This window comes from Actinoallomurus vinaceus (assembly GCF_039542055.1).
Taxonomy (GTDB): Bacteria; Actinomycetota; Actinomycetes; order Streptosporangiales; family Streptosporangiaceae; genus Actinoallomurus; species Actinoallomurus vinaceus.
Genome location: NZ_BAABHK010000029.1, coordinates 74,494 through 98,009, shown reverse-complemented (window position 1 = coordinate 98,009; position 23,516 = coordinate 74,494). Strand labels below are relative to the sequence as shown.

Annotated in this window: 19 protein-coding genes; 11 read left to right on the top strand and 8 right to left on the bottom strand. The window is 72.4% G+C overall.

All coding sequences use genetic code 11. The annotated features are described in order from the left end of the window. Window positions 1–23 precede the first annotated feature (23 nt). Window positions 24–155, top strand: a complete 132-nt coding sequence (locus ABEA24_RS53955) for a DUF4082 domain-containing protein (protein WP_425551333.1) — start codon at window positions 24–26, stop codon at window positions 153–155. Window positions 156–163: 8 nt separating this feature from the next. On the opposite strand, the gene ABEA24_RS50910 is transcribed toward ABEA24_RS53955, so the two are convergent. Beyond that, entirely contained in the window at window positions 164–823 is a 660-nt protein-coding gene (locus tag ABEA24_RS50910; protein ID WP_345443485.1) for a response regulator, read from the bottom strand. Beyond that, complete coding sequence (locus tag ABEA24_RS50905) at window positions 820–2,412, bottom strand: sensor histidine kinase (RefSeq protein ID WP_345443483.1); 1,593 nt, start codon at window positions 2,410–2,412, stop codon at window positions 820–822. The genes ABEA24_RS50910 and ABEA24_RS50905 overlap by 4 nt, the downstream gene beginning before the upstream one ends. A 155-nt stretch (window positions 2,413–2,567) precedes the next feature. On the opposite strand from ABEA24_RS50905, the gene ABEA24_RS50900 reads away from it, so the two are divergent. The 3 genes from ABEA24_RS50900 (at window position 2,568) to ABEA24_RS50890 (ending at window position 5,381) form a co-directional block, all read left to right on the top strand. Further along, window positions 2,568–3,413 carry an ABC transporter ATP-binding protein gene (locus tag ABEA24_RS50900; protein WP_345443482.1) on the top strand — a complete coding sequence of 282 codons (846 nt, stop codon included), beginning with the start codon at window positions 2,568–2,570 and terminating at the stop codon, window positions 3,411–3,413. Then, entirely contained in the window at window positions 3,403–4,251 is an 849-nt protein-coding gene (locus tag ABEA24_RS50895; RefSeq protein ID WP_345443479.1) for an ABC transporter permease, read from the top strand. The genes ABEA24_RS50900 and ABEA24_RS50895 overlap by 11 nt, the downstream gene beginning before the upstream one ends. 74 nt (window positions 4,252–4,325) lie before the next feature. Continuing rightward, the gene (locus tag ABEA24_RS50890; protein ID WP_345443477.1) at window positions 4,326–5,381 is read left to right on the top strand and encodes an ABC transporter substrate-binding protein; all 1,056 of its coding nucleotides are present in this window, start codon (window positions 4,326–4,328) and stop codon (window positions 5,379–5,381) included. A 51-nt stretch (window positions 5,382–5,432) separates the two neighbouring features. Here ABEA24_RS50890 and ABEA24_RS50885 read toward each other — a convergent pair whose 3' ends face one another. Then, on the bottom strand, window positions 5,433–6,854 hold the full coding sequence (locus ABEA24_RS50885; protein WP_345443474.1) for an NAD-dependent succinate-semialdehyde dehydrogenase: 1,422 nt from the start codon (window positions 6,852–6,854) through the stop codon (window positions 5,433–5,435). Between the two features lie 240 nt (window positions 6,855–7,094). Here ABEA24_RS50885 and ABEA24_RS50880 point away from each other — a divergent pair, with 240 nt between their 5' ends. The 3 genes from ABEA24_RS50880 (at window position 7,095) to ABEA24_RS50870 (ending at window position 10,022) form a co-directional block, all read left to right on the top strand. Further along, window positions 7,095–7,997 carry a CDP-alcohol phosphatidyltransferase family protein gene (locus tag ABEA24_RS50880; protein ID WP_345443471.1) on the top strand — a complete coding sequence of 301 codons (903 nt, stop codon included), beginning with the start codon at window positions 7,095–7,097 and terminating at the stop codon, window positions 7,995–7,997. Between the two features lie 187 nt (window positions 7,998–8,184). After that, window positions 8,185–8,940 carry a hypothetical protein gene (locus ABEA24_RS50875; protein ID WP_345443468.1) on the top strand — a complete coding sequence of 252 codons (756 nt, stop codon included), beginning with the start codon at window positions 8,185–8,187 and terminating at the stop codon, window positions 8,938–8,940. Beyond that, complete coding sequence (locus tag ABEA24_RS50870; RefSeq protein WP_345443465.1) at window positions 8,937–10,022, top strand: hypothetical protein; 1,086 nt, start codon at window positions 8,937–8,939, stop codon at window positions 10,020–10,022. The genes ABEA24_RS50875 and ABEA24_RS50870 overlap by 4 nt, the downstream gene beginning before the upstream one ends. Before the next feature lie 129 nt (window positions 10,023–10,151). Here the strand turns inward: ABEA24_RS50870 and ABEA24_RS50865 are convergent, their stop codons facing one another. Together ABEA24_RS50865 and ABEA24_RS50860 are read right to left on the bottom strand one after the other, a co-directional pair. After that, complete coding sequence (locus ABEA24_RS50865) at window positions 10,152–11,222, bottom strand: alpha/beta hydrolase (protein ID WP_345443462.1); 1,071 nt, start codon at window positions 11,220–11,222, stop codon at window positions 10,152–10,154. 316 nt (window positions 11,223–11,538) lie between these two features. Then, the gene (locus ABEA24_RS50860; RefSeq protein ID WP_345443459.1) at window positions 11,539–13,026 is read right to left on the bottom strand and encodes an alpha/beta hydrolase; all 1,488 of its coding nucleotides are present in this window, start codon (window positions 13,024–13,026) and stop codon (window positions 11,539–11,541) included. 479 nt (window positions 13,027–13,505) lie between these two features. Between ABEA24_RS50860 and ABEA24_RS50855 the strand changes: the two genes are divergently transcribed. From ABEA24_RS50855 to ABEA24_RS50840, 4 genes are all read left to right on the top strand, one after another. Further along, window positions 13,506–14,372, top strand: coding sequence for a hypothetical protein (locus tag ABEA24_RS50855; RefSeq protein ID WP_345443456.1), 867 nt, complete (start codon window positions 13,506–13,508; stop codon window positions 14,370–14,372). A gap of 69 nt (window positions 14,373–14,441) precedes the next feature. Further along, window positions 14,442–15,851, top strand: a complete 1,410-nt coding sequence (locus ABEA24_RS50850) for an aldehyde dehydrogenase family protein (protein ID WP_345443453.1) — start codon at window positions 14,442–14,444, stop codon at window positions 15,849–15,851. 98 nt (window positions 15,852–15,949) lie between these two features. Next, complete coding sequence (locus tag ABEA24_RS50845; RefSeq protein WP_345443450.1) at window positions 15,950–16,687, top strand: LysE family translocator; 738 nt, start codon at window positions 15,950–15,952, stop codon at window positions 16,685–16,687. Between the two features lie 396 nt (window positions 16,688–17,083). Beyond that, window positions 17,084–17,485 (top strand): nitroreductase family deazaflavin-dependent oxidoreductase, encoded by a 402-nt coding sequence (locus ABEA24_RS50840; protein WP_345443501.1) that lies wholly within the window; start codon window positions 17,084–17,086, stop codon window positions 17,483–17,485. Between the two features lie 2 nt (window positions 17,486–17,487). On the opposite strand, the gene ABEA24_RS50835 is transcribed toward ABEA24_RS50840, so the two are convergent. From ABEA24_RS50835 to ABEA24_RS50825, 3 genes are all read right to left on the bottom strand, one after another. After that, a complete protein-coding gene (locus ABEA24_RS50835; protein WP_345443447.1) occupies window positions 17,488–17,925 on the bottom strand; it encodes an HNH endonuclease in 438 nt (145 codons plus the stop codon). Between the two features lie 428 nt (window positions 17,926–18,353). Continuing rightward, window positions 18,354–19,322, bottom strand: a complete 969-nt coding sequence (locus ABEA24_RS50830; protein ID WP_345443444.1) for an LLM class F420-dependent oxidoreductase — start codon at window positions 19,320–19,322, stop codon at window positions 18,354–18,356. 33 nt (window positions 19,323–19,355) lie between these two features. After that, entirely contained in the window at window positions 19,356–23,441 is a 4,086-nt protein-coding gene (locus ABEA24_RS50825) for a S8 family serine peptidase (protein WP_345443442.1), read from the bottom strand. Window positions 23,442–23,516: the final 75 nt, after the last annotated feature.

Here is a 23,516-nt window from a genome sequence, read left to right as displayed (position 1 = left end):
CCAGTGCGCACATCAATGGTCCTTTGACCGCGCCGGCGAGCGCTGATTCTGGCGGGAACGGTGTGTATGCCTACGGTGCCACGAACACGTTCCCCACGGGGAGCTATCAGTCCACCAACTACTGGGTTGACGTGGTGTTCGCACAATCGAGCTAGGCACGCGGTCAGCGGGCGCGCCAGTCGTACTGGTGCTCGGGTCGGCCCGTGGTGCCGTACCTCATTGTGACGTGCACCCGCCCCGCCTGGGCGAGTGAGGCCAGGTAACGCTGGGCCGTGGCGCGGGAGATGCCCACCTCGTCGGAGATCTCGGCGGCCGAGCGCGGCTCGCCGGAGCGCTTGAGCGCGTCGGCGACCAGCCGGGCGGTGACCGAGGACTGTCCCTTGGCGGGCCGCGGCTCGCCGCGCGGTACGGCGTGCAGGGCGCGGATCGCGCGGTCCACGTCGGTCTGGGTGAGCTCCCCGGTCGTCGTGAGGTGATCGCGGTAGCGGGCGTAGGCCTGCAGCCGGTGGCCGAGCTCCTGGGCGGTGAACGGCTTGATCAGGTAGTGCAGCGCGCCGCGGGAGAAGGCGGTGCGGACCGACTCGGGGTCGGTCGCGGCGGTGGCCATGATGACGTCGGCGTCCAGGTCGGGCAGCAGCGAGAGGCCGGACTCGTCGGGCAGGTAGACGTCGAGCAGCACCAGGTCGACCCCTGCCGCGCCGGCCCGGGCGTCGGCGGCGGTGTGCGCCCGACCGGCCACGCGGAACCCGGGCACCAGCTCGACGAACCCGGCGTGGATCTGCGCCACCCGGAAGTCGTCGTCGACGACCAGGACATCGATCACTGCAGCACCTCCGGGAGGCTCGCGACGAACACGGCGCCGGCGCCGTCGGGTCCGGGGTCCGCGATGGTGACGTCGCCGCCGCGGCCCCGCGCGGCCTGGCGGGCGAGGGCCAGGCCCAGCCCGCGCGGCCGGCCGGGCTCGGGCTCGCGCGTGGACACGCCGTCGCGGAAGACGGCCTCTCTGAGCTCCTTCGGCACGCCCTCCCCCGAGTCCGCGACGGTGACGTGCAGGTCGGTCCCGTCGCCGAGCAGTTCTACCTCCACGCGCGCCGGGCGGCTGCCGAGCCGCGCCGCCTCGATGGCGTTCTCCACCAGGTTGCCGAGGACGGTGGTCACGTCGAGCGGGTCGACGACCCGTCCCGGCACCCAGCTCGTCTCGGCGATCTCCAGGGAGACGCCCTTCTCGGTCGCGACCGCGGCCTTGGCGGCGAGGAACGCGCGGAGGTAGGGATCGGGGACGTCGTCCGGGGGCGCCTCCCGCGCGGCCGGGACCTCGGCGAGGGTCTGGATGTAGCCCGCCGCCTCCTCGTAGTGGCCGAGCTGGAGGAGGCCGGACAGGGTGTGCATGCGGTTCGCGTACTCGTGCCGCTGCGCGCGCAGCGCGTCGAACAGGGCGCGCACCCCGTCGAGCTCCCGGGCCAGCGACTCGACGTCCGTACGGTCCCGCAGCGTGATCACCGTGCCGAGCAGGCGCCCGTCGTGCCGGACCTCCCGCCGGTTGACGACCAGGACGCGCTCACCGGCCAGGACGAAGAGGTTGTGCGCGTCCTCCTCCCCGTCGAGCACCGACCTGAGCCGTCCGCGTACGGGCAGGTCGGCGACGGGTTCCCCGCGGTCGGGGGTGACGCCGAGCAGCCGGGCCGCCTCGGCGTTGCAGGCCGTCACCCGGTTGGCGGCGTCGACCGCGAGCACGCCCTCGTTGATGCCGTGCAGCACCGCCGCGCGCTCCTGGACCAGCTCGGCCAGCTCGTACGGTTCGAGGCCGAGCGTCTGGCGTTTGAGCCGGCGCCCGATCGCGACCGACCCGACCACGCCGAGCGCGACGGCGGCCGCGGCGACCAGGGCGGCGACGGCCATCGTGCGATGCACCCGCCGGTCGATGTCCTCCGCGTCGAACCCGACGCTGACCTCGCCGACCAGGGCTCCGGTGTGGTCGCGTAGCGGGACCTTTCCGCGCGCGGACAGGCCGAGGGTGCCGCGCTCGATGACCTTCACCTCCCGGCCGGACAGCGCGGCCGAGGGATCCGTGCTGACCCGTTTGCCGATCAGCGAGCGGGTGGGATGGGCGAGGCGGATGCCGTTCCGGTCGGTCACCACGACGAACAGCGCGCCGGTGGCGAGCCGCACGCGCTCGGCCCGGTCCTCGACGACGCCGTGCGGGTCGCTCCCGGTCGCGGCGGTGTCACCGATGACCGGATCGGCGGCCACCGACCGGGCGAGCGTGAGCGCCCGCGAGGCGTACTGGTTGCGCAGCTCGTCCCGCTGCATCCACGAGGCAAGTCCGTACCCGACCAGCGCGACGAGCACGACCACGCTGATCTGCAAGATCAGCACCTGGTGCGCGAAGCGGATCCGGATCCCGGAGGACATGACGTGCACGGTAGCCGATACCACTCCGGCGGCTCCGCTCCGCGTGAGCAGAATGCGGAAAACGCCGCTAAGGACGATAAGCGCGGGAAAAACGGCTTGCGATTACATCGCGAGCAAGGCTTAACGGCGCGGAAACGCACTCGTAACCTCCGGGCATGCCAACGCAAGCAGAGCCTGACGGCCCCGCGATCGAGCTCCGCGACGCGACCAAGCGTTTCCGCTCATCGTCGGGCGGAGTGCACACCGCCGTCCGCAACCTCGACCTGACCGTACGCGCCGGTGAGTTCGTCGCCGTGGTCGGCCCCACCGGATGCGGCAAGTCCACCACCCTGTCCCTCGTCTCCGGCCTGGAGCCCCCCTCGGCGGGCGAGGCCCTGGTGCACGGCCGGCCGGTCAACGGCATCCCCGACGGGGTCGGGTACATGTTCCAGACCGACGCCGTGCTGCCCTGGCGGACCGTGCTCGACAACGTCGCCACCGGCCCCCGGTACCGCGGCGTGAGCAAAAAGCATGCCCGGGAGCAGGCCCGCGACTGGGTGCGACGGGTCGGCCTGGACGGGTTCGAGTCCTACTACCCGCACCAGCTGTCCGGCGGCATGCGCAAGCGCGTCGCCCTCGCCCAGACGCTCGTCAACGAGCCCTCGATCCTGCTGATGGACGAGCCGTTCTCCGCGCTCGACGTGCAGACCCGCGGCCTGATGCAGGACGAGCTGCTGCGCCTGTGGTCCGGTGACGACCCCCTCGGGCAGGGCGGCGGCGCGGCCGTCGTCTTCGTCACGCACGACCTGGAAGAGGCGATCGTGCTCGGGGACCGGGTCGTCGTCATGACCGCGAGCCCCGCCACCGTCAAGGCCTCCTTCACGGTGCCGCTGAAGCGCCCACGCGACGCCGAGGAGATCCGGCTCACCCCCGAGTTCCTCGAGATCTACCGCGAGGTGTGGGAGTCGCTCCGCGAAGAGGTCCAGATCACCCGCGAGAGGGGTGCCGGCAATGCTGCTTGAGCTGGACGACCAGGCGACGGCCGTCGCCCAGGCCCGCGCCGCGGGCCGCCGCCGGTCCTTCACCGTCAACGCGGTCCGGATCCTGCTCGTCGCCGCCGTGCTCGGCTCCTGGGAGCTGGCCGCGACGTACTGGATCGACCCGTTCTACTACTCGAAGCCGAGCGCGATCTGGAACCGCCTCGTCGACTGGTTCACCACCGGCACCTCGCAGGGCTCGATCTGGACCCAGATCACCTACACCCTGGAAGAGGCCGTGATCGGGTTCGCGCTGGGCAGCGTCGGCGGCGTGGTCCTCGGCATCATCCTGGGCCGCAGCCGGTTCCTGTCCGACGTGTGCGCGCCGTTCATCAAGGCCGCCAACGCCATCCCCCGGATCATCCTGGCGTCGTTGTTCGTCATCTGGTTCGGCCTGGGCATGTCCTCGAAGGTCGCGACCGCGTTCATCCTGGTGTTCTTCGCGGTGTTCTTCAACGCCTTCCAGGGCGCCCGCGAAGTCGACCGTAACCTGGTGAACAACGCGCGGATCCTGGGCGCGAGCCGTACCGCCGTCCTGCGGACGATCGTCGTGCCCAGCGCGACCTCCTGGATCCTCGCCTCGCTGCACTCGGCGTTCGGGTTCGCCATCATCGGCGCGGTCGTCGGCGAGTACAGCGGCGCGGACAAGGGCCTCGGCCTGCTCATCAACCACGCCCAGGGCACGTTCGACTCCGCCGGCATCTACGCCGGAATGATCATCATCACGGTGATCGCGCTGCTCGCCGAGTGGCTCCTGACCCTCCTCGAACGCCGCCTGCTGCGCTGGCGTCCGCCGACCGCCGGCCACGACGCGCAGATCTGACCCACCCCTCCGTCCCCGGCCCGCGGAACACCCCGCCGCGGATCGGCATCCTCATGTACCCAAGGAGAGCTCATATGCGCACCACCACCCGTATCGCCGCGGCGGCGCTCGCCGCCACGACCGCCCTGTCCCTGGCCGCCTGCCGCGACTCGCGTACCTCCTCCGGAGGCGGCGGCGGCGGGAAGGGGAACGACACCGTCAAGATCATGGTCGGCGGCATCGACAAGGTGATCTACCTGCCCGCCAAGCTCACCGAGCAGCTCGGCTACTTCAAGGAGCAGGGCCTGAACGTCCAGCTGCTGACCGAGCCGGCGGGCGCCCAGGCCGAGAACGTCATGATCTCGGGCGATGTCCAGGGCGTCGTCGGCTTCTATGACCATACGATCGACCTGCAGACCAAGGGCAAGTGCGTCGAGAGCGTGGTCCAGCTGTCCGACGTCCCCGGAGAGGTCGAGGTCGTCAACTCCGGCAAGGCCGGCCAGATCAAGTCCCCGGCGGACTTCAAGGGCAAGAAGCTCGGCGTCACCAGCCCCGGTTCCTCGACCGACTTCCTCACGCAGTACCTGGCCACCAAGAACGGCGTGCCGACCTCCGGGTACACCACCGTGAAGGCGGGCGCGGGCCAGACCTTCATCGCCACGCTGAAGAACGGCGGCATCGACGCCGGCATGACCACCGACCCGACCGTCGCCAAGCTCACCAGCACCGGTCAGGGCAAGGTCATGCTCGACATGCGGACCGAGGCGGGCACCAAGGCGGCGCTCGGCGGCCTGTACCCGGCCAGCTCCCTCTACATGAACTGCGACTACGTCAAGAACAACGCGGCGACCGTGCAGAAGCTGGCCAACGCGTTCGTCAAGACGCTCGGCTGGATCAAGGCGCACAAGCCGGCGGAGATCGCCGCGAAGATGCCGGCGGACTACGCCGGCGGCGACCCGAAGCTGTACGAGAAGGCCATCACCGACAGCATCGGCATGTTCACCGCGGACGGCGTCATGCCCGCCGACGGCGCGAAGAACGTCCTGAACGTCCTCGCGCAGTTCTCGCCGAACGTCAAGGGCAAGAAGAACGACATCGACCTGTCCAAGACTTACACCACCGAGTACGCCTCCAAAGCGCCCAAGCAGTGACGACCGTCCGTACGGCCCCGGGACTCGCTTCCGGGGCCGTACGGCTTTTCGTCACAGGTCGACGGCGAGGTACTTCACCTCGGTGTACTCGTCGATGCCCTCGTAACCGCCCTCGCGGCCGATACCGGACTCCTTCACCCCGCCGAACGGCGCCGCCGGGTTGGACACGAGCCCGCGGTTGATCCCGACCATGCCGCTCTCCAGGGCCTCCCCGACCCGCAGCGCCCGGTTCAGGTCCCGGGTGTAGGCGTAGGCGACCAGGCCCGCCTCGGTGTCGTTGGCCGCGGCGATCATGGACTCCTCGTCGGGGAAGGCGGCGATCGGCGCGACCGGGGCGAAGATCTCCTCCCGCATCACGCGGGCGTCCGCCGGCACGTCGCTCAGCACGGTCGGCGGGTAGAACCATCCCGGCCCCTCCGGCGTCTTCCCGCCCGTACGGAGGGTCGCCCCGCGCTCGAGGGCGTCGGACACGAGGCCGGCGACGCGGTCCCGGGCCCGCTCGTCGACCAGCGGGCCGACCTGGGTCCCGGGGTCGAGCCCAGGGCCGAGCCGCAGCGCGCTGAGCCGCTCGGCGAGCCCGGCCGCGAACTCCTCGGCCACCGCCTCGTGGACGATGAACCGGTTCGCGGCGACGCACGACTCGCCGGTGTTGCGCATCTTGGCCAGCACCGCGCCGTCGAGGGCGGCGTCCAGGTCGGCGTCGTCGAAGACGAGGAAGGGGGCGTTGCCGCCCAGCTCCATCGTCGTCTTGATCACCTTGCTCGCCGCCTGCTCCATCAGCTTCCTGCCGACCGGCGTCGAGCCGGTGAACGAGAGCACGCGCAGCCGGCCGTCCGCGATGAGCGCGTCGGTCACCTCGGGCGCGTGATTCGTCGGCAGCACGCTCAGGACGCCCTCGGGCACGCCGGCGTCGGTCAGCAGCCGGCCGAGGGCCAGCGCTGACAGGGGCGTCGCCTCCGCCGGCTTGATGATCATCGTGCAGCCCGCGGCGATCGCCGGGCCGACCTTCCGGGTGACCATGGACAGCGGGAAGTTCCACGGGGTGACGAGGTACGCCGGTCCGATCGGCTGCCGCGTGGTGAGGATGCGATAGTCACCGCCCGGGGCGACCCGGTATTCGCCGCCGACGCGCACCGCCTCCTCGGAGAACCACCGCAGGAACTCCGCCGCATAGACGACCTCGCCCTTGGACTCGGCGAGCGGCCGCCCCATCTCGAGCGTCGTGATCCGCGCGAGCTCGTCGGCGCGCTCGTGCATCAGCTCGTACGCCCGGCGGAGGATGTCCGACCGCTCCCGGGGGGCCGTCGCGGCCCAGGACGCCTGGGCGGCCGCCGCGGCGTCGAGCGCGCGTACGGCGGCGTCCGCGTCGGCGTCCGCCACCGAGGCGAAGACCTCGCCGGTGGACGGGTCGGTCACGTCGAAGGTCGCCTTCGCCGTCTCCCACGCTCCGCCGATGTAGAGCCTGTTCTCCATGTTGATCGCCTCCCGATGCCTCTCGCCCCGCACGTTACCCGCCCCGGCACGCGCGGCCTCTCGCAGGTCGGTCCGGAGCGGATCGTCCGTTACGGATTTCAAAGGTGACCAAAAGGCCAAGTTTCCGTAAATCTGAGGTAAACCATGGAACCGGAAGGAGCGTCTCACCCAATACCGATCAGAACGCGACGGCCCGGGGGTTTCGGGCCGTCCTCACTGTGACCAAGGGGACCGAATCGTATGAAGTTCACGCTGGAAGAGGTGAAGTCCGGGACCTTCAAGGCCCGGGACGCCTGGTGGACCGTGTTCCTCGTGGACCCCCTGGCCGGCCGGCTCGTCGTCGGAACCGCGAACAGGACCTCGATCACGCCGAACCAGATCACCTGGGGCGCGCTCTTCCTCGGCCTCGGCTCGGCCGGCTGCTTCCTGATGGCGGACTGGAAGTGGCTGGTGCTGGGTGCCCTCCTCTACCACCTGAGCTTCGTGCTCGACTGCATGGACGGCAAGATCGCCCGGCTCAAGGGCACGGGCACGGTCCTCGGCGGCTGGCTCGACTACGTCTTCGACCGCGTCCGCGTGCTGACCTGCACCCTCGCCCTGATGTGGGGGCAGTACCACGCGACCGGCAAGGAGCGCTACCTTCTCCTCGGCGTCGCGGTCGTCTTCCTCGACATGCTCCGCTACGTCGACGCCCTCCAGGTGGCGAAGGTCCGGCGTCAGATGAAGGGCGAGCTGACCAAGGCGATCGAGGAGTCGGCCTCCGCCCACACGCCGGTCTTCGCCGAGGACCTCCTGCGCGAGGACCCCGACCTCGACCCGGACGAGATCAAGACGCGCACCGTCGAGGTCATCGACCTGCAGCAGGAGTTCCGCTCCCGCTTCGCGTGGTACATCCGCGTCCGCGACTGGCTGCGCGACCACCGCGTCCGTACGCACCTGGTCAGCGGCATCGAGTTCCAGATGGCGGTCTTCATCGTCGGGCCGCTGGTGAACCAGATCGTCCCGGTCACCATCGGCGCGGCCGCCCTGCTGCTCGTCTTCGAGTTCGCGATCATGTACAAGCTCTGGCTGTCCTCGCGGGACTTCACCCGCGCTCTCGCGGAGATCCGGGGCGCGGAGTCGCAGCCCGCGCCGGTCGCCTGACCGCGTCCTCTCGTGGGCCTTCGCCCGGTGACACCGCGGCGGAGACGATCGGCAGCATGACGAAAGCCCGGGCCGTGGCCGCCTCTCTCGGCGGCCACGGCCCGGGCTTTCGTTGTGAATCCCAAGGCGTTTTGACCTGTTTTATACGGGCACGTGGCGTCTATCACAGCCCACCACCGGAGGCATCATGTCGACCGCCACAGTGGCCGTCATCGTGATCGTCGCGGTTCTGGTCATCGCGGCCTTGGGTTTCTTCGCCTCGCGGCAGCAGCAGCGACGCCGCCTGCGCGAGAGATTCGGGCCGGAGTACGACCGTGCCGTCGAGCGTCATGGCAGCGCCCGCGAGGCCGAGCAGGAGCTCCGCGCCCGCGAGCAGCGTCACCGCGAGCTCCAGATCCACCCCCTCGACCCGGCCGTGCGTGACCGGTACCACGCCGACTGGCAGCGGGTGCAGGAGCGCTTCGTGGACTCCCCCCAGAGCGCCGTCGCCGAAGCCGACAACCTTCTCATCCGGGTCATGAAGGACCGGGGCTACCCGACCGAGGACTACGAGCAGCAGGTCGCAGACCTGTCCGTCGAACACGGCGGCACGATCGACCGGTACCGGACGGCACACGACATCCGGGGCCGAGCCGACGCCGGTCAGGCGACCACCGAGGATCTGCGCCAGGCCATGGTCGACTACCGCGCCCTGTTCGCGGATCTGCTCGGCGACGGCGAGATCCACGTGCACCGGGCATCCACCGAGGACCGCCGGGTGCCCGCGTCCGGCGACGCGCAGGAGGACCGCGAGGACTCCGAAGACCGCGGAGACCGCCAGGACCGCGACGATCGCGAAGACGCCGCCCGTGCGGCGGCCGAGGAGCAGCGCGCATCGACGCCGGTCGGCCGCCATGCGGCGTCCCGGCGGGACGCCGAGGTCGCGGAGGGACGGAGACGATGAGCGAGCGCCAGGATCGACCCGACGGGCGCCACGCCCTCCCCGGCGACCGCCCCGTGGCCGGGATGCCCTCCGACGACGCCGTCGAGGGCCGCGTCGTCGGCTCCCCGGGAGAACGGACCGGCCGGCCCGGCGAGCCCTCGGCCGGACCGGCGGGCGCCACCGTCCCACCGCAGCCCGGCCCGGTGACGGGCATCGGCGGACGCGGTCCGCTGCCCGCCCGCACCGGCGGAACCGACCGCCGGCGCGACGAGCGCACCCCGCCGGAAGGCTCGCGCGACGCGCGGCCGGACGCGCCCGGGACGGCGAACACGAACCGCGCCGGCGAGGCCGGATCAGACGGAATGATCGAGCCGGGCAGTGCGGCCGATCCGCTGGGCGAGCGTACGGCCGGGCCCTCGGCCACCGCCCGGTCGTACGCTCACGGGGGGTCGTCCGCTCCAGCGATGGCTCCGGGCACCGGCTCCTCCGCCGACCGCGACGAGGACAGATCTCCGAGCCGTGCGCCGGGCGACCGATCCGAAGCGAGCGTGACCCGCACGGACCTGCCCGGCGTGGGCGGACCAGGCGAGGCCCGCACGGACAGGCCTGGCACGGGCGCACCAGGCGATGGCCGCACGGACAGGCCCAGCGCAGGCGGACCGGGCAAGGTCCGCACGGACAGGCCCGGCGCAGGCGGACCAGGCGATGGCCGCACGGACAGGCCCAGCGCAGGCGGACCGGGCAAGGTCCGCACGGACAGGCCCGGCGCAGGCGGACCAGGCGATGGCCGCCGGCACGTGCCCGGCGCGGGCGGACCGGGCGAGGCCCGTGCGGCGACCGAACGGCTGCTCGGCCGAGGCGACGCCGACCGGTTCGAAGCCCGCTGGCACGAGGTCAAGACCGGTTTCGTCGACGATCCCCGCGACTCGGTGCGGCAGGCCAGTTCCCTGTGCGAAGAGGCCGTACGCGCGCTGACCGCCGCCCTCGACGAACAGCGCCGGAGCCTCGAACAGCGATGGCAGGGCGACGACGCCGACACCGAGCGTCTGCGCATCACGCTGCGGGCCTACGGAGATCTCCTGCAGCGTCTCGCCACGCTCTGAGACGACGGCACCGTACGGCGGCGGGCGCATCCGGCGCCCGCCGCTTCCTCGTCCGCCGGAACGCGGAATCGTCAGAGGCGACCTCGCCCAGAACCGGCGCGCGATCGCTCAGAACGGGCAGGCGATCGCTCAGGACGGGCGTGGTGCGGACAGGCGGCTGCTCAGCCAGGCGTACGACTTCGGCAGCATCGAGTTCCAGACCGAGGCGTTGTGGCCGCCCTTGGGCAGGACGTACAGGAAGGCCGTCGTCGGCGGGCGGATGAGCGGCATGATCTGGTCGATCGCCTCGTCGGAATGGCGGTCCTGCCGGGTACCCGCCAGCAGGAGGCTGATCGGCGGACGGTGCGTGCGGAGCAGGTCGAGCACGGAGTTCTGAGCGTTCAGGGCGTGGTCGCGCTGGACCTCCGGCGTCTGGGGAACCGCGTCCCCCTGCATGGTGACGGCCGCACCGAACATGTCGGGCCGGCGGACCGCCATCTTCGCCGCGCAGTAGCCGCCGGTGGAGAATCCCATCAGACCCCAGGCGCCCCGGTCCGGCTGGGCGCGGAACGCCTTCGTGACCGCCTGGCGCACGTCGTCGGTGAGCCAGGTCTCGACGCGTGGCCCCTTGGGGAAGTCGACGCACTCGGTGTCGCGGCCGTGGATGACCGTCGTCACCGGCGCGACGAGGATGAAGGGATGGGCGTGGCCCGCGGCCACGGCCTGCTTGAGGGCGCTCGCACCGTGGACGGCGTGGAACCAGGTCGAGGGGGTGCCGGGATAACCGGGCAGGAGCTCCACCACGGGATAGGTCTGGTGGGCGTTCGCGGGCGAGTTGTAGCCCGGGGGCACCCAGACCAGGATGCGGGAGCGGATCCGGGAGCGTTCGCCGGTCAGCGTGGCGGTGTAGACGTCCGGATCGAGCTTGGGAGTGCGCTGGAAGCGCACGTTGCCGCTGCCGATCGCGCCGGGTCCGAGCGCCTCGATCGGCGTGTCCTCGCCCTTGCCTCCCCCGAACAGGTCGCTCCAGGAGGCGTAGAACTCGAAGTAGTGGTTCACGCTGACGCCGCCGACGAGCAGAGCGAACGCCTGGCACATGACGATCATGAAGAGCCGGGCGGCGATGGCCAGTCGTCCCTTCACGCGGTTCCACAGGTACAGACAGGCCACCGGCCCCGCGATGGCGAGCAGGACGGCCGCGATGAGAAGCGGCCAGCCCATTAGTCCCATGAAGTCCCCCGAAGAACCCGTTGACGTGAGCAGGCCGAGGTTAAGGCGCGCATCGCAGCATCAGCTCCTGCTTCATCCCGATTTAGGGCGTTGTTCACGGCAAGATCCGCTTCATCAACCTCGCCCTAAGCTGCATAAACCTTCCTCTAACCTTTCCCAAGCCCGTGAGCTTTCTCCCACCCGATAGCGGCCGGGGCCAATGCCGCCCGCCGAACGCGTCCGGCGTTCCACGTCCACCATCCTTTCCGACGGATGCGTAAGGGGCCGGTCGAATGAACGATCCGGCCCCTTACGACGTCGCGAACGGTCAGCCGCCGAGGAACGCGATCACCGCATCGCGTCCGGCATGGCCGCGCTCACGGTTCTGGATCGAGTGCGAGGCGCCCTTGACGACGACGACCTTGCCGTTCGGCGCGTGCGTCGCCTCCTCGTACGCCCACTCCAGCGGGGTGGACAGGTCGTGGTCACCGTTCACCAGCAGCACCGGCACGTCGGGCAGCCGCGTCGGCGGCTCCGCGGCCGGGCGCGACCGCCAGCGCAGGCACTCCTGGGTGAAGCCGCTCCCCGCCGAGGTCGCCCGCGTGTACGGCCAGACGCGGCGCGGGTCGGTGTGCCGCAGGAACCGATCGAGCGCGGCCTGCCGGGTGGCCAGGGGCGCGTCGGACCGGCCCCACGGGAAGGCGGCGTCGGAGCAGTACGTGTCGATGTGCAGCCCCGAACTGTACGAGGCCACCGGATCCCCGCCGGGCGCCATGTCGGCGACGATCGTGTCGAGCCGGGCCGGGTCACCCTGCCGGGCCGACCGCAGCGCGCCGATCAGGTCGCCGTGGCCGGCGGGCAGGCCCGGCGGGTTCGGGTCGCGGTACGTCGGGTCCAGGAACTCGTACGACACGATGGCATCGAAGATCTTTACGCCGTCCGCGGCCGGCCGGTGCCGCACCACCCATGCCAGGTCCGCGGCAGGGTCCGACGGGCACGCGGGCGCGGTCGCGCAGGCGTCGCGCAGCACGCGCGCCTGCGCGTGGAGACCGACGAAGTACAGACCGTCGTCGGCCTGCGGGTCGACGTGCGGCAGCACCGAGTCGAGGACGACCTTGCGAACGTGCGACGGGTGGACGGCGGCGTAGCTTGCGGCGGTGAACGACCCGTACGAGACGCCGTCGACGACCATCTTGTCGACGCCGAGCGCCCGCCGGAGCGCCTCATAGTCGGCGACGGTCTGCTCAGTGCCGTAGAGGCCGCGCCGGTCGCCGAGGATGTCGGAGCACTCCTTGATCGCGGCGGGCGTGGGCGCGGCGATGTCGGAGCTGCCGACCTGGGCCTGGAGCTGCGGGCAGTCGATCGCGCCGAACTCCCCCGTGCCCCGCTGGTCCAGCATGACGAACCGGTAGTCCTTGCCGAGCTCGGGCAGGCGTTGCGTGGCGATCCGGGTGATGAACGGCACGCCGGGCTGGCCGGGCCCGCCGGTGAGGAACAGCAGGACGCCCTTGGGCGCCGTGGCGTTGTCGGCGGTGGCGACCTGAAGGTCGAGCGTGCCGGGCACCCTGCCGCGGTGGTCGAGCGGCACCCGGAGAGTGGAGCACGTGAATCCGGGCTGGTCCTTGCACGGGTGCGGATCGGTGAGCCTCGGCCGGGCGGCCACGGCCGAGGCGGTCGCCGCCCCGGACGCGGTCGTCTGCGCGGCGGGCGGTGAGGCGTCGGCGGAGGGCTGAGGCGTGCTGTCGGCGGCGGCCGGGCCGCCGAGGGCGGCCACGGCGGCGGCGCCGACCGCGGTGACGAGTAGTCGTGATCGCATGAGCGGATTCTGACGATCCGGAGCGCCGACGAACATCCTCCACGCGCCGGTTGACGCTTCTCTGACCTCTCGTGGCCACCGGGTGCGCCGCGCCGCCGCCCCAGACGTCTCCGCGCGGCCTCGCCTCACCGGCGCACACCGCAGCCGATCTCCGCCGCGGTCGGCCTACCGGACGCGCACCACAGCCGATCCCCACCGCGCTCCGCCCACCCGACGCACACCACAGCCGATCCCCACCGCGCTCCGCCCACCCGACGCACACCACAGCCGATCCCCACCGCGCTCCGCCCACCCGACGCACACCACAGCCGATCCCCACCGCGCTCCGCCCACCCGACGCGCACGGCGGCCGGTCTCCGCCGCCCGCGTCAACCGACCATCGTGACCGCGCCATGACTGGCCCAAGTCGCGCGCGGTCACGGGGTGGGCACCGGAGCGTACGGCTAGCGTCTGATGCCGATCACCATCAGGGGGACGTCATGCGCACTTTCGCGATCACCGCACTCTTCGGCACGGGCCTGCTCGGCCTCGCGCCGCAGGCCCAGGCCGCGTCACACGCCCGGCCGGGGAATCCGCAGCCGCTACCGGCCCGGCCCGCCGCCGAGAACGCCGCCCACGCCCGGAAGGCCGACCCGCACGCCATCCGGCCCGCCGCCCAGAACCCTGCCCAAGCGCCCGCTGCCCAGGCCCGGCCCGCCGCCCACGCCCGGCTGGCCGCCCACGCCGGGAAGGCCGACCCGCAGCCGAGCCGGTCGGCCGCCCAGAACGCCGGGAACTCGCGGGCGGTGGACGCGCAGACCGGCAAGCCGGCCGTACGGAACGACGTCCGCGTCCAGACCGAGGACCCACAGGCCGGCCGGCCCGCCGCGCAGCACCTCGTCCACGTCCGGCCGGTGCACGCGGAGCCCGACCGGCCCCAGAACCCCGTCCACGGCCGGCCCCGCGACCCGGGGCCGCAGCCGCAGCCGTCGGACCGGCCGTCGTACGCGATGCACATGACGGGCCAGGCGCAGCATTGGGAGGTCTCGCCGGGTGAGCTGGAGACCGTGCGCTGGACCCTCACCAACACCGGCAACCGGCCGCTGGACCACGTGATGCTGGTGGCCGCCATTCCGGCCGGGTGGGGCGTCCGCGAGGGACAGGGCTGCACACGTCACAGCGAGTACCTCGGGTGCGACCTCGGGTCGCTGGAGCCGGGGCGGAGCTCCGCCATCCTCGTGCCGATGGTCGCCCAGGGACGGCCGGGATCCGTGCGGCTGGCCGCCTGGTCGCGGGCGACGGCGGGTTCGCTGACCATTCCGGGGCCGACGACGTCGTTCCGCGTCGAGGTCACCGGGCGCAAGTAGGTTCTGGCCAAGACGGACCTCCTGGGGACAGACTGAACGCTGTTCGGTTTGGCGTTCCCAGGAGGCACCGTGCCCGACTTCACGATGACCATCGGCGGCGCGGCCGTGGAGACCACGGCCACGTTCGACGTGATCAATCCGGCGACCGGCTCGCCGCACGCCGCCGCGCCGGACTGCTCGCGGGCCCAGCTCGACGCGGCGTTCGACGCGGCGGCGACGGCGTACCCGGCGTGGCGGTCCGACGAGGCCGCCCGGCGCACGGCGCTGAAGGCCGCGGCCGACGTCCTGATGGCGGCGGCCGGCGGCGACCTGGCCGCGACCCTGACGGCCGAGCAGGGCAAGCCGCTCCAGGACGCCCGCATCGAGCTCATTGGCGCCGCCGTCTGGCTCCAGTACTTCGCCGACCTGGAGATCCCGCGTGAGGTCATCCAGGACGACGACCGGGCCAAGGTCGAGGTCGTACGCCGCCCGCTCGGCGTCGTCGCGGCGATCACGCCCTGGAACTTCCCGCTCGTCCTCGCCGCCTGGAAGATCGCGCCGGCGCTCCTGGCCGGGAACACGCTCGTCCTCAAGCCGTCCCCGTACACGCCGCTGGCCACGCTCAAGGTCGGCGAGCTGCTCCGCGACGTCCTGCCGCCGGGTGTGCTGAACGTCGTCAGCGGCGGCGACGACCTTGGCGCGTGGATGACCTCCCACCCCGTACCCCGCAAGATCAGCTTCACCGGGTCGATCGAGACGGGCAAGAAGGTCGCCGCCGCCGCGGCCCCCGACCTCAAGCGGACCACCCTCGAGCTCGGCGGCAACGACCCCGCTATCGTGCTGGACGACGCCGATCCCGCGACGGTGGCCGAGAAGGTCTTCGACCAGGCCTTCGCCAACAACGGCCAGGTCTGCTCGGCGATCAAGCGGGTGTACGTCCCGGACCGGCTGTACGACGACGTCGTCGAGGCGCTCGCCGCCAGGGCGCGGTCGGTCAAGGTCGGCAACGGCCTCGAGGAGGGCGTCCAGTACGGCCCGGTCAACAACCGGCCGCAGTACGAGCGGGTCAGCACGCTGGTCGCCGACGCGCTCGCCAAGGGGGCGAAGGCGGCCGCCGGCGGCGGCCCGATCGACGGCCCCGGTTACTTCTTCGCGCCGACGATCCTGACGGACGTCGCCGAGGGCGTCCGGATCGTCGACGAGGAGCAGTTCGGGCCGGCGCTGCCCGTGCTCCGCTACACCGACGTCGACGACGCGGTGGCCCGCGCGAACGCCACGAACTTCGGCCTGTCCGGCTCCGTCTGGGGGACCGACGCCGACCGCGCCGCCGAGGTCGCCGAGCGCCTGGAGTGCGGCACCGCGTGGGTGAACACCCACCTCGCGCTCGCGCCGCACCAGCCGTTCGGCGGGTTCAAGTGGAGCGGCATCGGAGTCGAGAACGGCACCTGGGGACTCACCGGCTTCACCGAGATCCAGGTCGTGCACCGCGCCAAGCGCTGACCCTCCCCCGTGGCCGGGTCATGCCGCGTTCGTCACCTTCGCCACGAAGACGGGGAAAGTGCCGAACTGAGCATGACCCGACCACTTACGATGAACCCGTGCCCGAACTGTTGTTCCCCTTCCTGGGGGTCGTCGCGCTCCTCACCGTGACACCCGGCCCGGACATGCTCCTGGTCGTCCGCAACGGCCTGAACGCCGGCAGCCGCGCGGCCTGGCTGACCGGCCTCGGCTGCTGCCTGGGCATCTCGATCCACGCCACGGCCGCGGTGCTCGGGCTGTCGGCGATCCTCGCGGCCTCCGCCACCGCGTACACGGTGGTGAAGCTGGCCGGCGCGGCGTACCTCGCGTACCTGGGCATCCGCATGCTCATCTCGGCCCTCATGTCCGTCGGCGGCGAGGACGACGCCGAAGCCGGATCCACGACGGCGGCGTCGATTCCGGTGGCCGCGGCCGTGACGGCGGCGCGCGAGGGCGGAGCGGGCACGGCCGCGCCGGCGGTGCCGCCGGAGGACGGCGCGCGGGCCGCGTCACGCACCGGCACGGCGGTGTTCCGGCAGGGACTGATCACCAACCTGCTCAACCCGAAGATCGCGCTGCTGTTCCTCACCCTGCTGCCGCAGTTCGTGGCGCACGACGAGCCGCGCCTGCGCACGACCGTCGTCCTCGCGGCCATCTTCCTCTGCGTCGCGGTGGTGTGGTGGCGGACCTTCTCCCTCGCGATCGGACCGATCTCGCGGGTGCTGCGCGGCGGCCGTGCCCGTCGCCTCCTCGACGGCCTCGCCGGCTCGGCTCTGCTGGCCATCAGCGCCGTCGTCGCCCTCGACGGCGACCGCTAGGGACACCCCTAGCCCCTTGCAACGCGCCGGGCGAATCGATCACAGTGCCGTGCTCGGAGTGAATCGGTCACCGGAGGGCGCTGACGCGGGTTGCAATTTACTGTCAGGCCGAACGCCCTTTCCGGTCGGCTCCTATGGCGCTACGTTCACTCTGCCCTTGGTCGCACGGCCGGTGTCCTTCCAGTGATCCCCTTGCGATCCGGCTTCGCGGCTGCGGCGTGCCGGGGAGGGACGGCGAGGCACTGCGCCGCCGTCCCTCCCGACGGCGCGGCACGGCGTGCACCGACGGCCCACCTGATCGCCAGGCCACGCGGCCCGTTTCGTACTCTCCGGAATATCCACGCGGGCGAGCGGTTCTGCTCCGAAGAGGCCCGCGACAGTGAGGGTGTGATCCAGATGCTGTTCGGAGAAGAACACATACGGCGCTATGTCGAGACCGACGGCGCGGAGGGCCACGACTGGGAGGGCACCACGACCCTGCTCCTGACCACCACCGGCCGCAAGACCGGCAAGCAGCGCACCACGCCGCTGATCTACCAGAAGAACGGCGACGACTACCTCGTCGTCGCGTCGAAGGGCGGCGCGGACGAGCCGCCGCTGTGGTTCCTCAACCTCCAGGCCCACCCGGAGGTGGGCGTGCAGGTGCTCGGTGACAAGTTCACCGCGCACGCCCGCACGGCCACCCCGGAGGAGAAGCCGGCCCTGTGGCGGCAGATGGCCGCCACCTGGCCCGCCTACGACGACTACCAGACGAAGACCTCACGGGAGATACCCGTCGTCGTCCTCGAACGCGTCTGAGGTCACGGCAGCAGTTCGTTCCACTGCGGGATACGCGGCTCGATCAGCAGCCGCATCCCCGCCTCTTCTGGCGTGCGGTCCCGTTTGCGGTTGTTGCAGGGACCGCACGCCAGGACGGTGTTCTCCCACGTCGACCCGCCGCCGCGGGACTGCGGCAGGATGTGGTCGACCGTGTTCCCCCGCCCACCGCAGTAGCCGCACAGTCCGCGGTCCCGGCGCCGGAGCCCCCGTTTGCCCCACGCCGGGCGGTGCCCGTGACGCCACCGCATGGCGACGTAGCGGACCAACCGCAGCACTCGCGGTAACGGGAAGTGCCCGATCCGCCGGCCTTCCACGGCCTCCTCCACCACCGCGACGCCGCGCACGAGCATCCGGACCGCGTGCCGCACGTCGACGTTCTGGAGGGGCTCGTAGGACGCGTTCAGAACGAGTACGCTCACCGAAATCCCCTATCGAACAAAAAGGCCGCTCCCGGAATCCGGAGGCGGCCGATGATGAACCAGGGCGTCATTGGCCCTGGCGGCTGTCTCCGTCCGCAATTCGATCGCGCCCCCGGTGTTCGGCCGGACCGTACTCCACGGGGTCACCGCAGGCCTGCGCCTGGGTGGACACACGTGAGCGGCGTTCCGGCGGCGTGAGCGCGGCCGGCGCGTCGCTCGGCGTCTCGTCCGCCGACTCGATCGGGTGTAGCACCGTCTCCTCCTTTCTTCCCCGAAATCGAGAACAGAATGAATCAACCGTCGCACCGCAGGCAACGCTTTTTTCGGAATATCCCACGGGACGCGGCCCGCGACAATGGCCGGCGCCGGACCTCGGGAGCCGGAGCCCCCTGACGCCGGCCACGGCTCCCGAACCACGCAGCCGGCCGTCAGCCGATGAGCTCCCGGATCGCCGTGAGCGTGCGCTCGCCCCCGGGGTCGCCACCTGTCGCGGGCACCACCGCCACCTCGTCCACGCCAGCCTCGCCGTACTCCCGCAGCCGCGACCGCACCTCGTCCGCGCCGCCGACCAGGCCGACCCGGCCCGCGACGTCGAACGGCAGCGCGGTCAGCAGTTCCTTCGGCTCGGCCCCGCCCCGCGCGAGGGCGACCGCGTCGCCCAGCCCGGCGCCCTCGAACGCCTCGGCGTAACCGGGCAGCGCGAGATAGGGGACGATGCTCCACATCAGCTGCGCGTACGACTCGGGCGTCGGGTCCACTGCGGCGGGCAGCCACGCCACCAGCTTGGGCGCCGGGCGGCCGGCCTTCTCGGCCGCCGCGTCCAGTCGTGTCCGCAGGTCGCCGGCGACCTGCGGCGCGACCATGTCGATCAGCATCCGGTCCGCGTGCTCCGCCGCTGTCCGTACGGCCCGGTCGTCGAAGGCCGCCACGCTGAGCGGCCCCTCGGGCGGCGCCAGCCTGAGCCGGAAGCCGTGGGTGCGCACGGCCTTGCCGTCCAGATCGACCCGCTCGCCCGCCAGCAGTCCGCGCACCGCCTGGGCGCTCTCGTCCAGGACGGTGGCGGACCGCTCCCGCGACCGGCCGTGCCACCGCTCGACCACACGCGGGCTCGACGCCCCGAGGGCCACCCCGATCCGCCTGCGGGTGAGCGCGGCGACCGAGGAGGCCCCCATCGCGATCATGACCGGGTCGCGGACGGCGACGGGGAGCGGGCCGACCGTCATCGCGATCTGGTCGGTGGCCAGGCCGATCGCCGACGCCAGGGCGAAGGCGTCCCAGGTGTCGGTCTCGCCGACCCACAGCTCCCCGAAGCGCAACCGGTCGGCGATCGCCGCGGTGTGCAGGGCCTCCTCCGGCGGACGGTCGGGCCAGTTTCCAATGACGACGCTGAATTCCATAACGTCATCGAAGCAGACCCGGCCGCGTCCCTCTCACAGTCGCAGGCGATGGACCCCACCCTGTTCGGTGCCCGCGTAGAGCCACGTGCCGTCCGGGCTCACGGCCAGGCCGAGCACCGAGGTGTTCTGCAGGCCGGCCGAGATGTTGGTCCAGGTCCGTCCGCCGTCGGCCGAGCGGAGTACGCCCCGGCCGCCGAGCCGCAGGCCGTCGGCCCAGTGCGCGGACGTTCCGGCGTAGAGGACGTCGGGGTCGCGCGGCGACGTCACGAGGGCGGAGATCCGCATGGTCAGCGGACCGGCGGCACTCGTGCGGAACGTACGGCCGCCGTCGGTGCTGACACGCAGCGTCGCACCGCCGACGACGATCCGGCGAGGCCGCCGGGGGTCGATCGTGATCGCCGACACCGCGCCGTCGGCGACCTTGGTGAGGTGCGCGCCGGCGTCGTCGGAGCGGTAGAGGGCATCCGGCGTGCCGATCCAGACGCGGTCCGGGTCACGCGGGTCGCCGGCCAGCGCCTCGACCCGCCCGTTCACGGGGTACCGGCGCCAGGTCCGGCCCTCGTCACGGGTGACGTACAGCCCGCTGCCGTCGAGGGAGGTGAACCCGAGGACGACGGTCCGGCGATCGGCGGGGTGCGCCAGCAGCGCGGTGGGCGTCTCGGTCTCGTGTGCGATCTCCGACCAGGTGACGCCGCCGTCGGCGGAGCGCGACAGGTGGAGCCCGCCGAACGCGTCGGCGCGCGTCTTCCAGACCACCCGCGGGTCCGCCGGCGAGACCGCGAGGCCGCCGACCACCGCCCCGACGGCCCCCTCCGAACCGTTGGCTCCCCACTCCGGCGCCGGGTCGTTCCCGGTCGGCAGCGCGGTCAGCCGCGTCTCGGTGTCCGTGCCCGCGACGAGTGCGGTGGTGCCATCGACCCGTCGGCTCACCCCGAGCGCGTACACGGACGTGCCCTGTACGCCGATCCGGTCGTAGTGCGCGCCACCGTCCCTGGTCGAGTACAGGCCTCCGCCGGGCGCCGACACCGTCGTGGCGTCGCCGAGCCTGCCGAAGTCGACGTCGACCGGCCCGCGGGCCGGCTTGGGCAGCACGGTCCAGGCGGCGCCGTGATCGCGACCGGCGAAGTCCCGCTTGCTGCCGCCCACGTACACGGTGCCGCCGGCGATCCGCGCGGAGACCCCGTACTCGCCGTCCGGCATGCGGTAGAGCTCCCGCCAGGTGCGTCCGCCGTCGCCCGACCCGTGGACGACGCCCCTCGTGGTGACCGTGACCAGCAGCTTCGCGTCGGCCGCGACCCCGATCGGGGCGTCTCCGCCGCCCGGCTGGAGCACGCGCGTGGCGGGAGCGAGATCGTCGCCGGTCACGTCGCGGACCACCCAGACGCCGTCGTAGGCGCTCAGGTACAGGTCGCCTCCGGCCAGGGCGGCGCCGTTCACGCCCGCGGGAACGGTCGCCGGATGAGCCGTCCAGTGCCGTCCGCCGTCGTCGCTGGTCACGATCCCGCCGTCGGTGACCGCGACCAGGGCGTCGCCGTTCCCGACGAACGCGTTCAGGTGGACGTCGGGGAACGGCAGCGTCCGCCAGGTCAGCCCCGCGTCGTCGCTGGCGAGCACCTTGCCCTCGTACGTCGGGTCGAACGCGGCCGGCGAGGAGGCGTAGGGCCGGCCGTTCAGGCCGTACCACATCCGGCGGGCGTCGCGTGAGTCGACGATGACGGTGCCCGTGCCGCCCGCGACCGGGAGCCGGCCGAGCTGACGCCACCGTCGGCCGCGGTCGGTGGTGAGCCAGATGCCCGCCTTGCCATCCTGGGTCATCACCATCTGGTCCGGCGCGGCCGGTGATGTCGCCAGCGGGCCGGCCGTAGTGTTCGGCCCGGCCGCCTGCCAGGCCCCGCCGGGCGCCGCGGGCGGGACGACCTCGAAGGTGCCGGCGCCCCACAGCGCCCGCCCGCCGCTCATGACGGCGCGGGCCTCGACCTGGTAGATCCCGGCCGCGCTCCCGGTCACCGACGCGCGGTACCAGCGATCGTGGTCGAGCGTCGTGGTCACGTCGGTGCGCCGCCCGCCGGGGGCGGTCACCGTGACGACCGGCGGACCGGACGTCGCGGCCGGGGCGTACACGAAGACCTGGGCTTGCCCGTCGCCCGGGTCCGGGGTCGTGTGCACCAGCAGCGGACGCAGGGCGAGCAGGTACGGCACCCGCAGCCGGCCGCCGACCGTCAGCCAGCCGCTGACGTCGGCGTCGGCGCGCGGCCGTCCGGCCGTGGCGGTGAGGGTGACGGTCGCCGTGCGGCCGGCCGGTACGGTGACGCGGCTCGGGCTGATCCGCACCCGGCCGGGGCTGCCGGCCGCGGCGGTGACGCCGAGCCGCGAGCTGAACGCGGTGCGCCCGTGGTTGGTCAGCCGGACCGCGGCCGTCGCCGTCGTGGTCCGGCCGCGCAGATCGGCCAGGCCGAAGGAGACCGTGGCCGGCTGCGCGGTGAGGGTCGCGCCCGCCGCCGCCGACACGTCGAGCCGGCCCGCGCCCTGCGTCAGCGGACCGGTGCCGGCCAGACCCCGGGCCGAGCCGACGAGCGCCCCGGAGACGTCCGGGGTACCGAGTTGGCGCAGCAGCGCGGCCGCCCCGGCCACGTGCGGCGACGCCATGCTCGTGCCGGACATGCGGTACTCCCCCGGCTCCCAGAGGCTCTTGGGCACGCTCGACCGGATCTCGACACCCGGCGCCACGATGTCCGGCTTAAGGGTGTACCGGTCGGTCGGGCCGCGTGAGCTGAAGCCGGCGATCTGATCGGTGACGTCCTTGCCCGTGACGGTGATCCGTACCTTGCCGTGAGCGGCCTCCCGGCCGAGTGCCGCCCACTGGGTCTGGTCCACGCCCAGCACGACGATCCGGTCCATGCGGAAGTCATCGCCGGAGGCGAGGGTCGAGGGCACGGCCGGCTGGACACCGGCCCCGCCGGTGAACGACACGCCGCCGGATCCGGTCGCGTACAGCAGGGCGCCGATCGCGCCGCGCCTCTCGGCCTCCCGCGCCCGCTGGACGTCGGTCCAGGTGGGGGTGGCGGCGGAGCCGTCGTAGGCGACGACCTTGCCGCGCACGTCGCCGGCCTTGTCGAAGTCGGCGGGCTGTCCCTCCCCGACGTCGACGAGCGTGCCGGTGATCGGCTTCGCGGGCGGATTCGCCGAATAGACGGCGCGGGTCGTCTGCAGTTCCTCGCCGGTGCGCGTGAGCCGGGCGGCGGGCGTCCGGACGCCACTGAAGGAGGCGCCGACGGCGATCACGCCGTCGGCGGCGGCCGGGGTGCCGATCGTCATCGCGCCCGGTCCGGCGTTGCCGGCTGCGGCGACGACGACCACCCCGGAGCGGGCGGCGCGGGTCGCGGCCTGGCCCAGCGGGTCGGTGCCGTCGCCGGGCGCGCCGAGGCTCAGGTTGACGACGTCGGCGCGGTGCGGGTTGGCCGGGTCGACGGCGGCCTCCAAGCCCGCGAGGACGTCGGACTCGTAGCCGCCGCCGTCGGCGTTCAGCACCTTGTACGCGGTGATGGAGGCGCCCGGAGCGGTGCGGGCGATGATGCCGGCGACGTGCGTGCCGTGCGCGTTGTCGTCCGCCGGGTCGTCGTCGCCGTTGACGAAGTCGTGTCCGCCGACGACGCGGCCGGCCAGGTCGGGGTGGCCGGCGTCGACACCGGTGTCGACGACGGCCACGGTGACGCCCGTGCCGGTGACCTTGCGGCCCTGCCGGTCCTTCCGCCGCCACACGTCGGGAGCGCCGATGAGCGCGACGTTCTCGTCGGTCGCGGCCTTGACCGGCAGGTCGGGGTACACGGCCCGTACCCCGGGCAGGGTGCGCAGGCGGCCGACCTGGTCGGCGGGGACGCTCGCGGCCACCGCGTCGACGAGCCGGGAGAAACGTCGCGACGTCCGCAGCGTGACCCCGGCCTCGGCGGCCCGCGCCCGTACGTCCGAGCCGTCGGCGCGTGCGCCCGGTGCCGCGGTCAGTTCGACGATGACCCGCTGGTCGGCCCGCTTCGCGGCATGGGCGGTCCCGCCGAGTGCGGGAAGGAGCGCGGCCAGCACCGCCGCGGCCGTGACCGGCCGCCACCCTCGAATCTTGATCACCGGCTCAATGTGACGTTTCCGGACAAGAGTCGACAACGTTTTGAGTTGGCTCATTGCGGACGTTGGCACATCCCG

Bases quoted from the DNA above. Each gene is read 5' to 3' on its own strand.
- ABEA24_RS50870 (WP_345443465.1), top strand. From the start codon at position 8,937: ATGAGCGAGCGCCAGGATCGACCCGACGGGCGCCACGCCCTCCCCGGC.
- ABEA24_RS50890 (WP_345443477.1), top strand. From the start codon at position 4,326: ATGCGCACCACCACCCGTATCGCCGCGGCGGCGCTCGCCGCCACGACC.
- ABEA24_RS50905 (WP_345443483.1), bottom strand. From the start codon at position 2,412: ATGTCCTCCGGGATCCGGATCCGCTTCGCGCACCAGGTGCTGATCTTG.
- ABEA24_RS50885 (WP_345443474.1), bottom strand. From the start codon at position 6,854: ATGGAGAACAGGCTCTACATCGGCGGAGCGTGGGAGACGGCGAAGGCG.
- ABEA24_RS50900 (WP_345443482.1), top strand. From the start codon at position 2,568: ATGCCAACGCAAGCAGAGCCTGACGGCCCCGCGATCGAGCTCCGCGAC.
- ABEA24_RS50880 (WP_345443471.1), top strand. From the start codon at position 7,095: ATGAAGTTCACGCTGGAAGAGGTGAAGTCCGGGACCTTCAAGGCCCGG.
- ABEA24_RS50830 (WP_345443444.1), bottom strand. From the start codon at position 19,322: ATGGAATTCAGCGTCGTCATTGGAAACTGGCCCGACCGTCCGCCGGAG.
- ABEA24_RS50840 (WP_345443501.1), top strand. From the start codon at position 17,084: ATGCTGTTCGGAGAAGAACACATACGGCGCTATGTCGAGACCGACGGC.
- ABEA24_RS50865 (WP_345443462.1), bottom strand. From the start codon at position 11,222: ATGGGCTGGCCGCTTCTCATCGCGGCCGTCCTGCTCGCCATCGCGGGG.
- ABEA24_RS50855 (WP_345443456.1), top strand. From the start codon at position 13,506: ATGCGCACTTTCGCGATCACCGCACTCTTCGGCACGGGCCTGCTCGGC.
- ABEA24_RS50895 (WP_345443479.1), top strand. From the start codon at position 3,403: ATGCTGCTTGAGCTGGACGACCAGGCGACGGCCGTCGCCCAGGCCCGC.
- ABEA24_RS50875 (WP_345443468.1), top strand. From the start codon at position 8,185: ATGTCGACCGCCACAGTGGCCGTCATCGTGATCGTCGCGGTTCTGGTC.
- ABEA24_RS50860 (WP_345443459.1), bottom strand. From the start codon at position 13,026: ATGCGATCACGACTACTCGTCACCGCGGTCGGCGCCGCCGCCGTGGCC.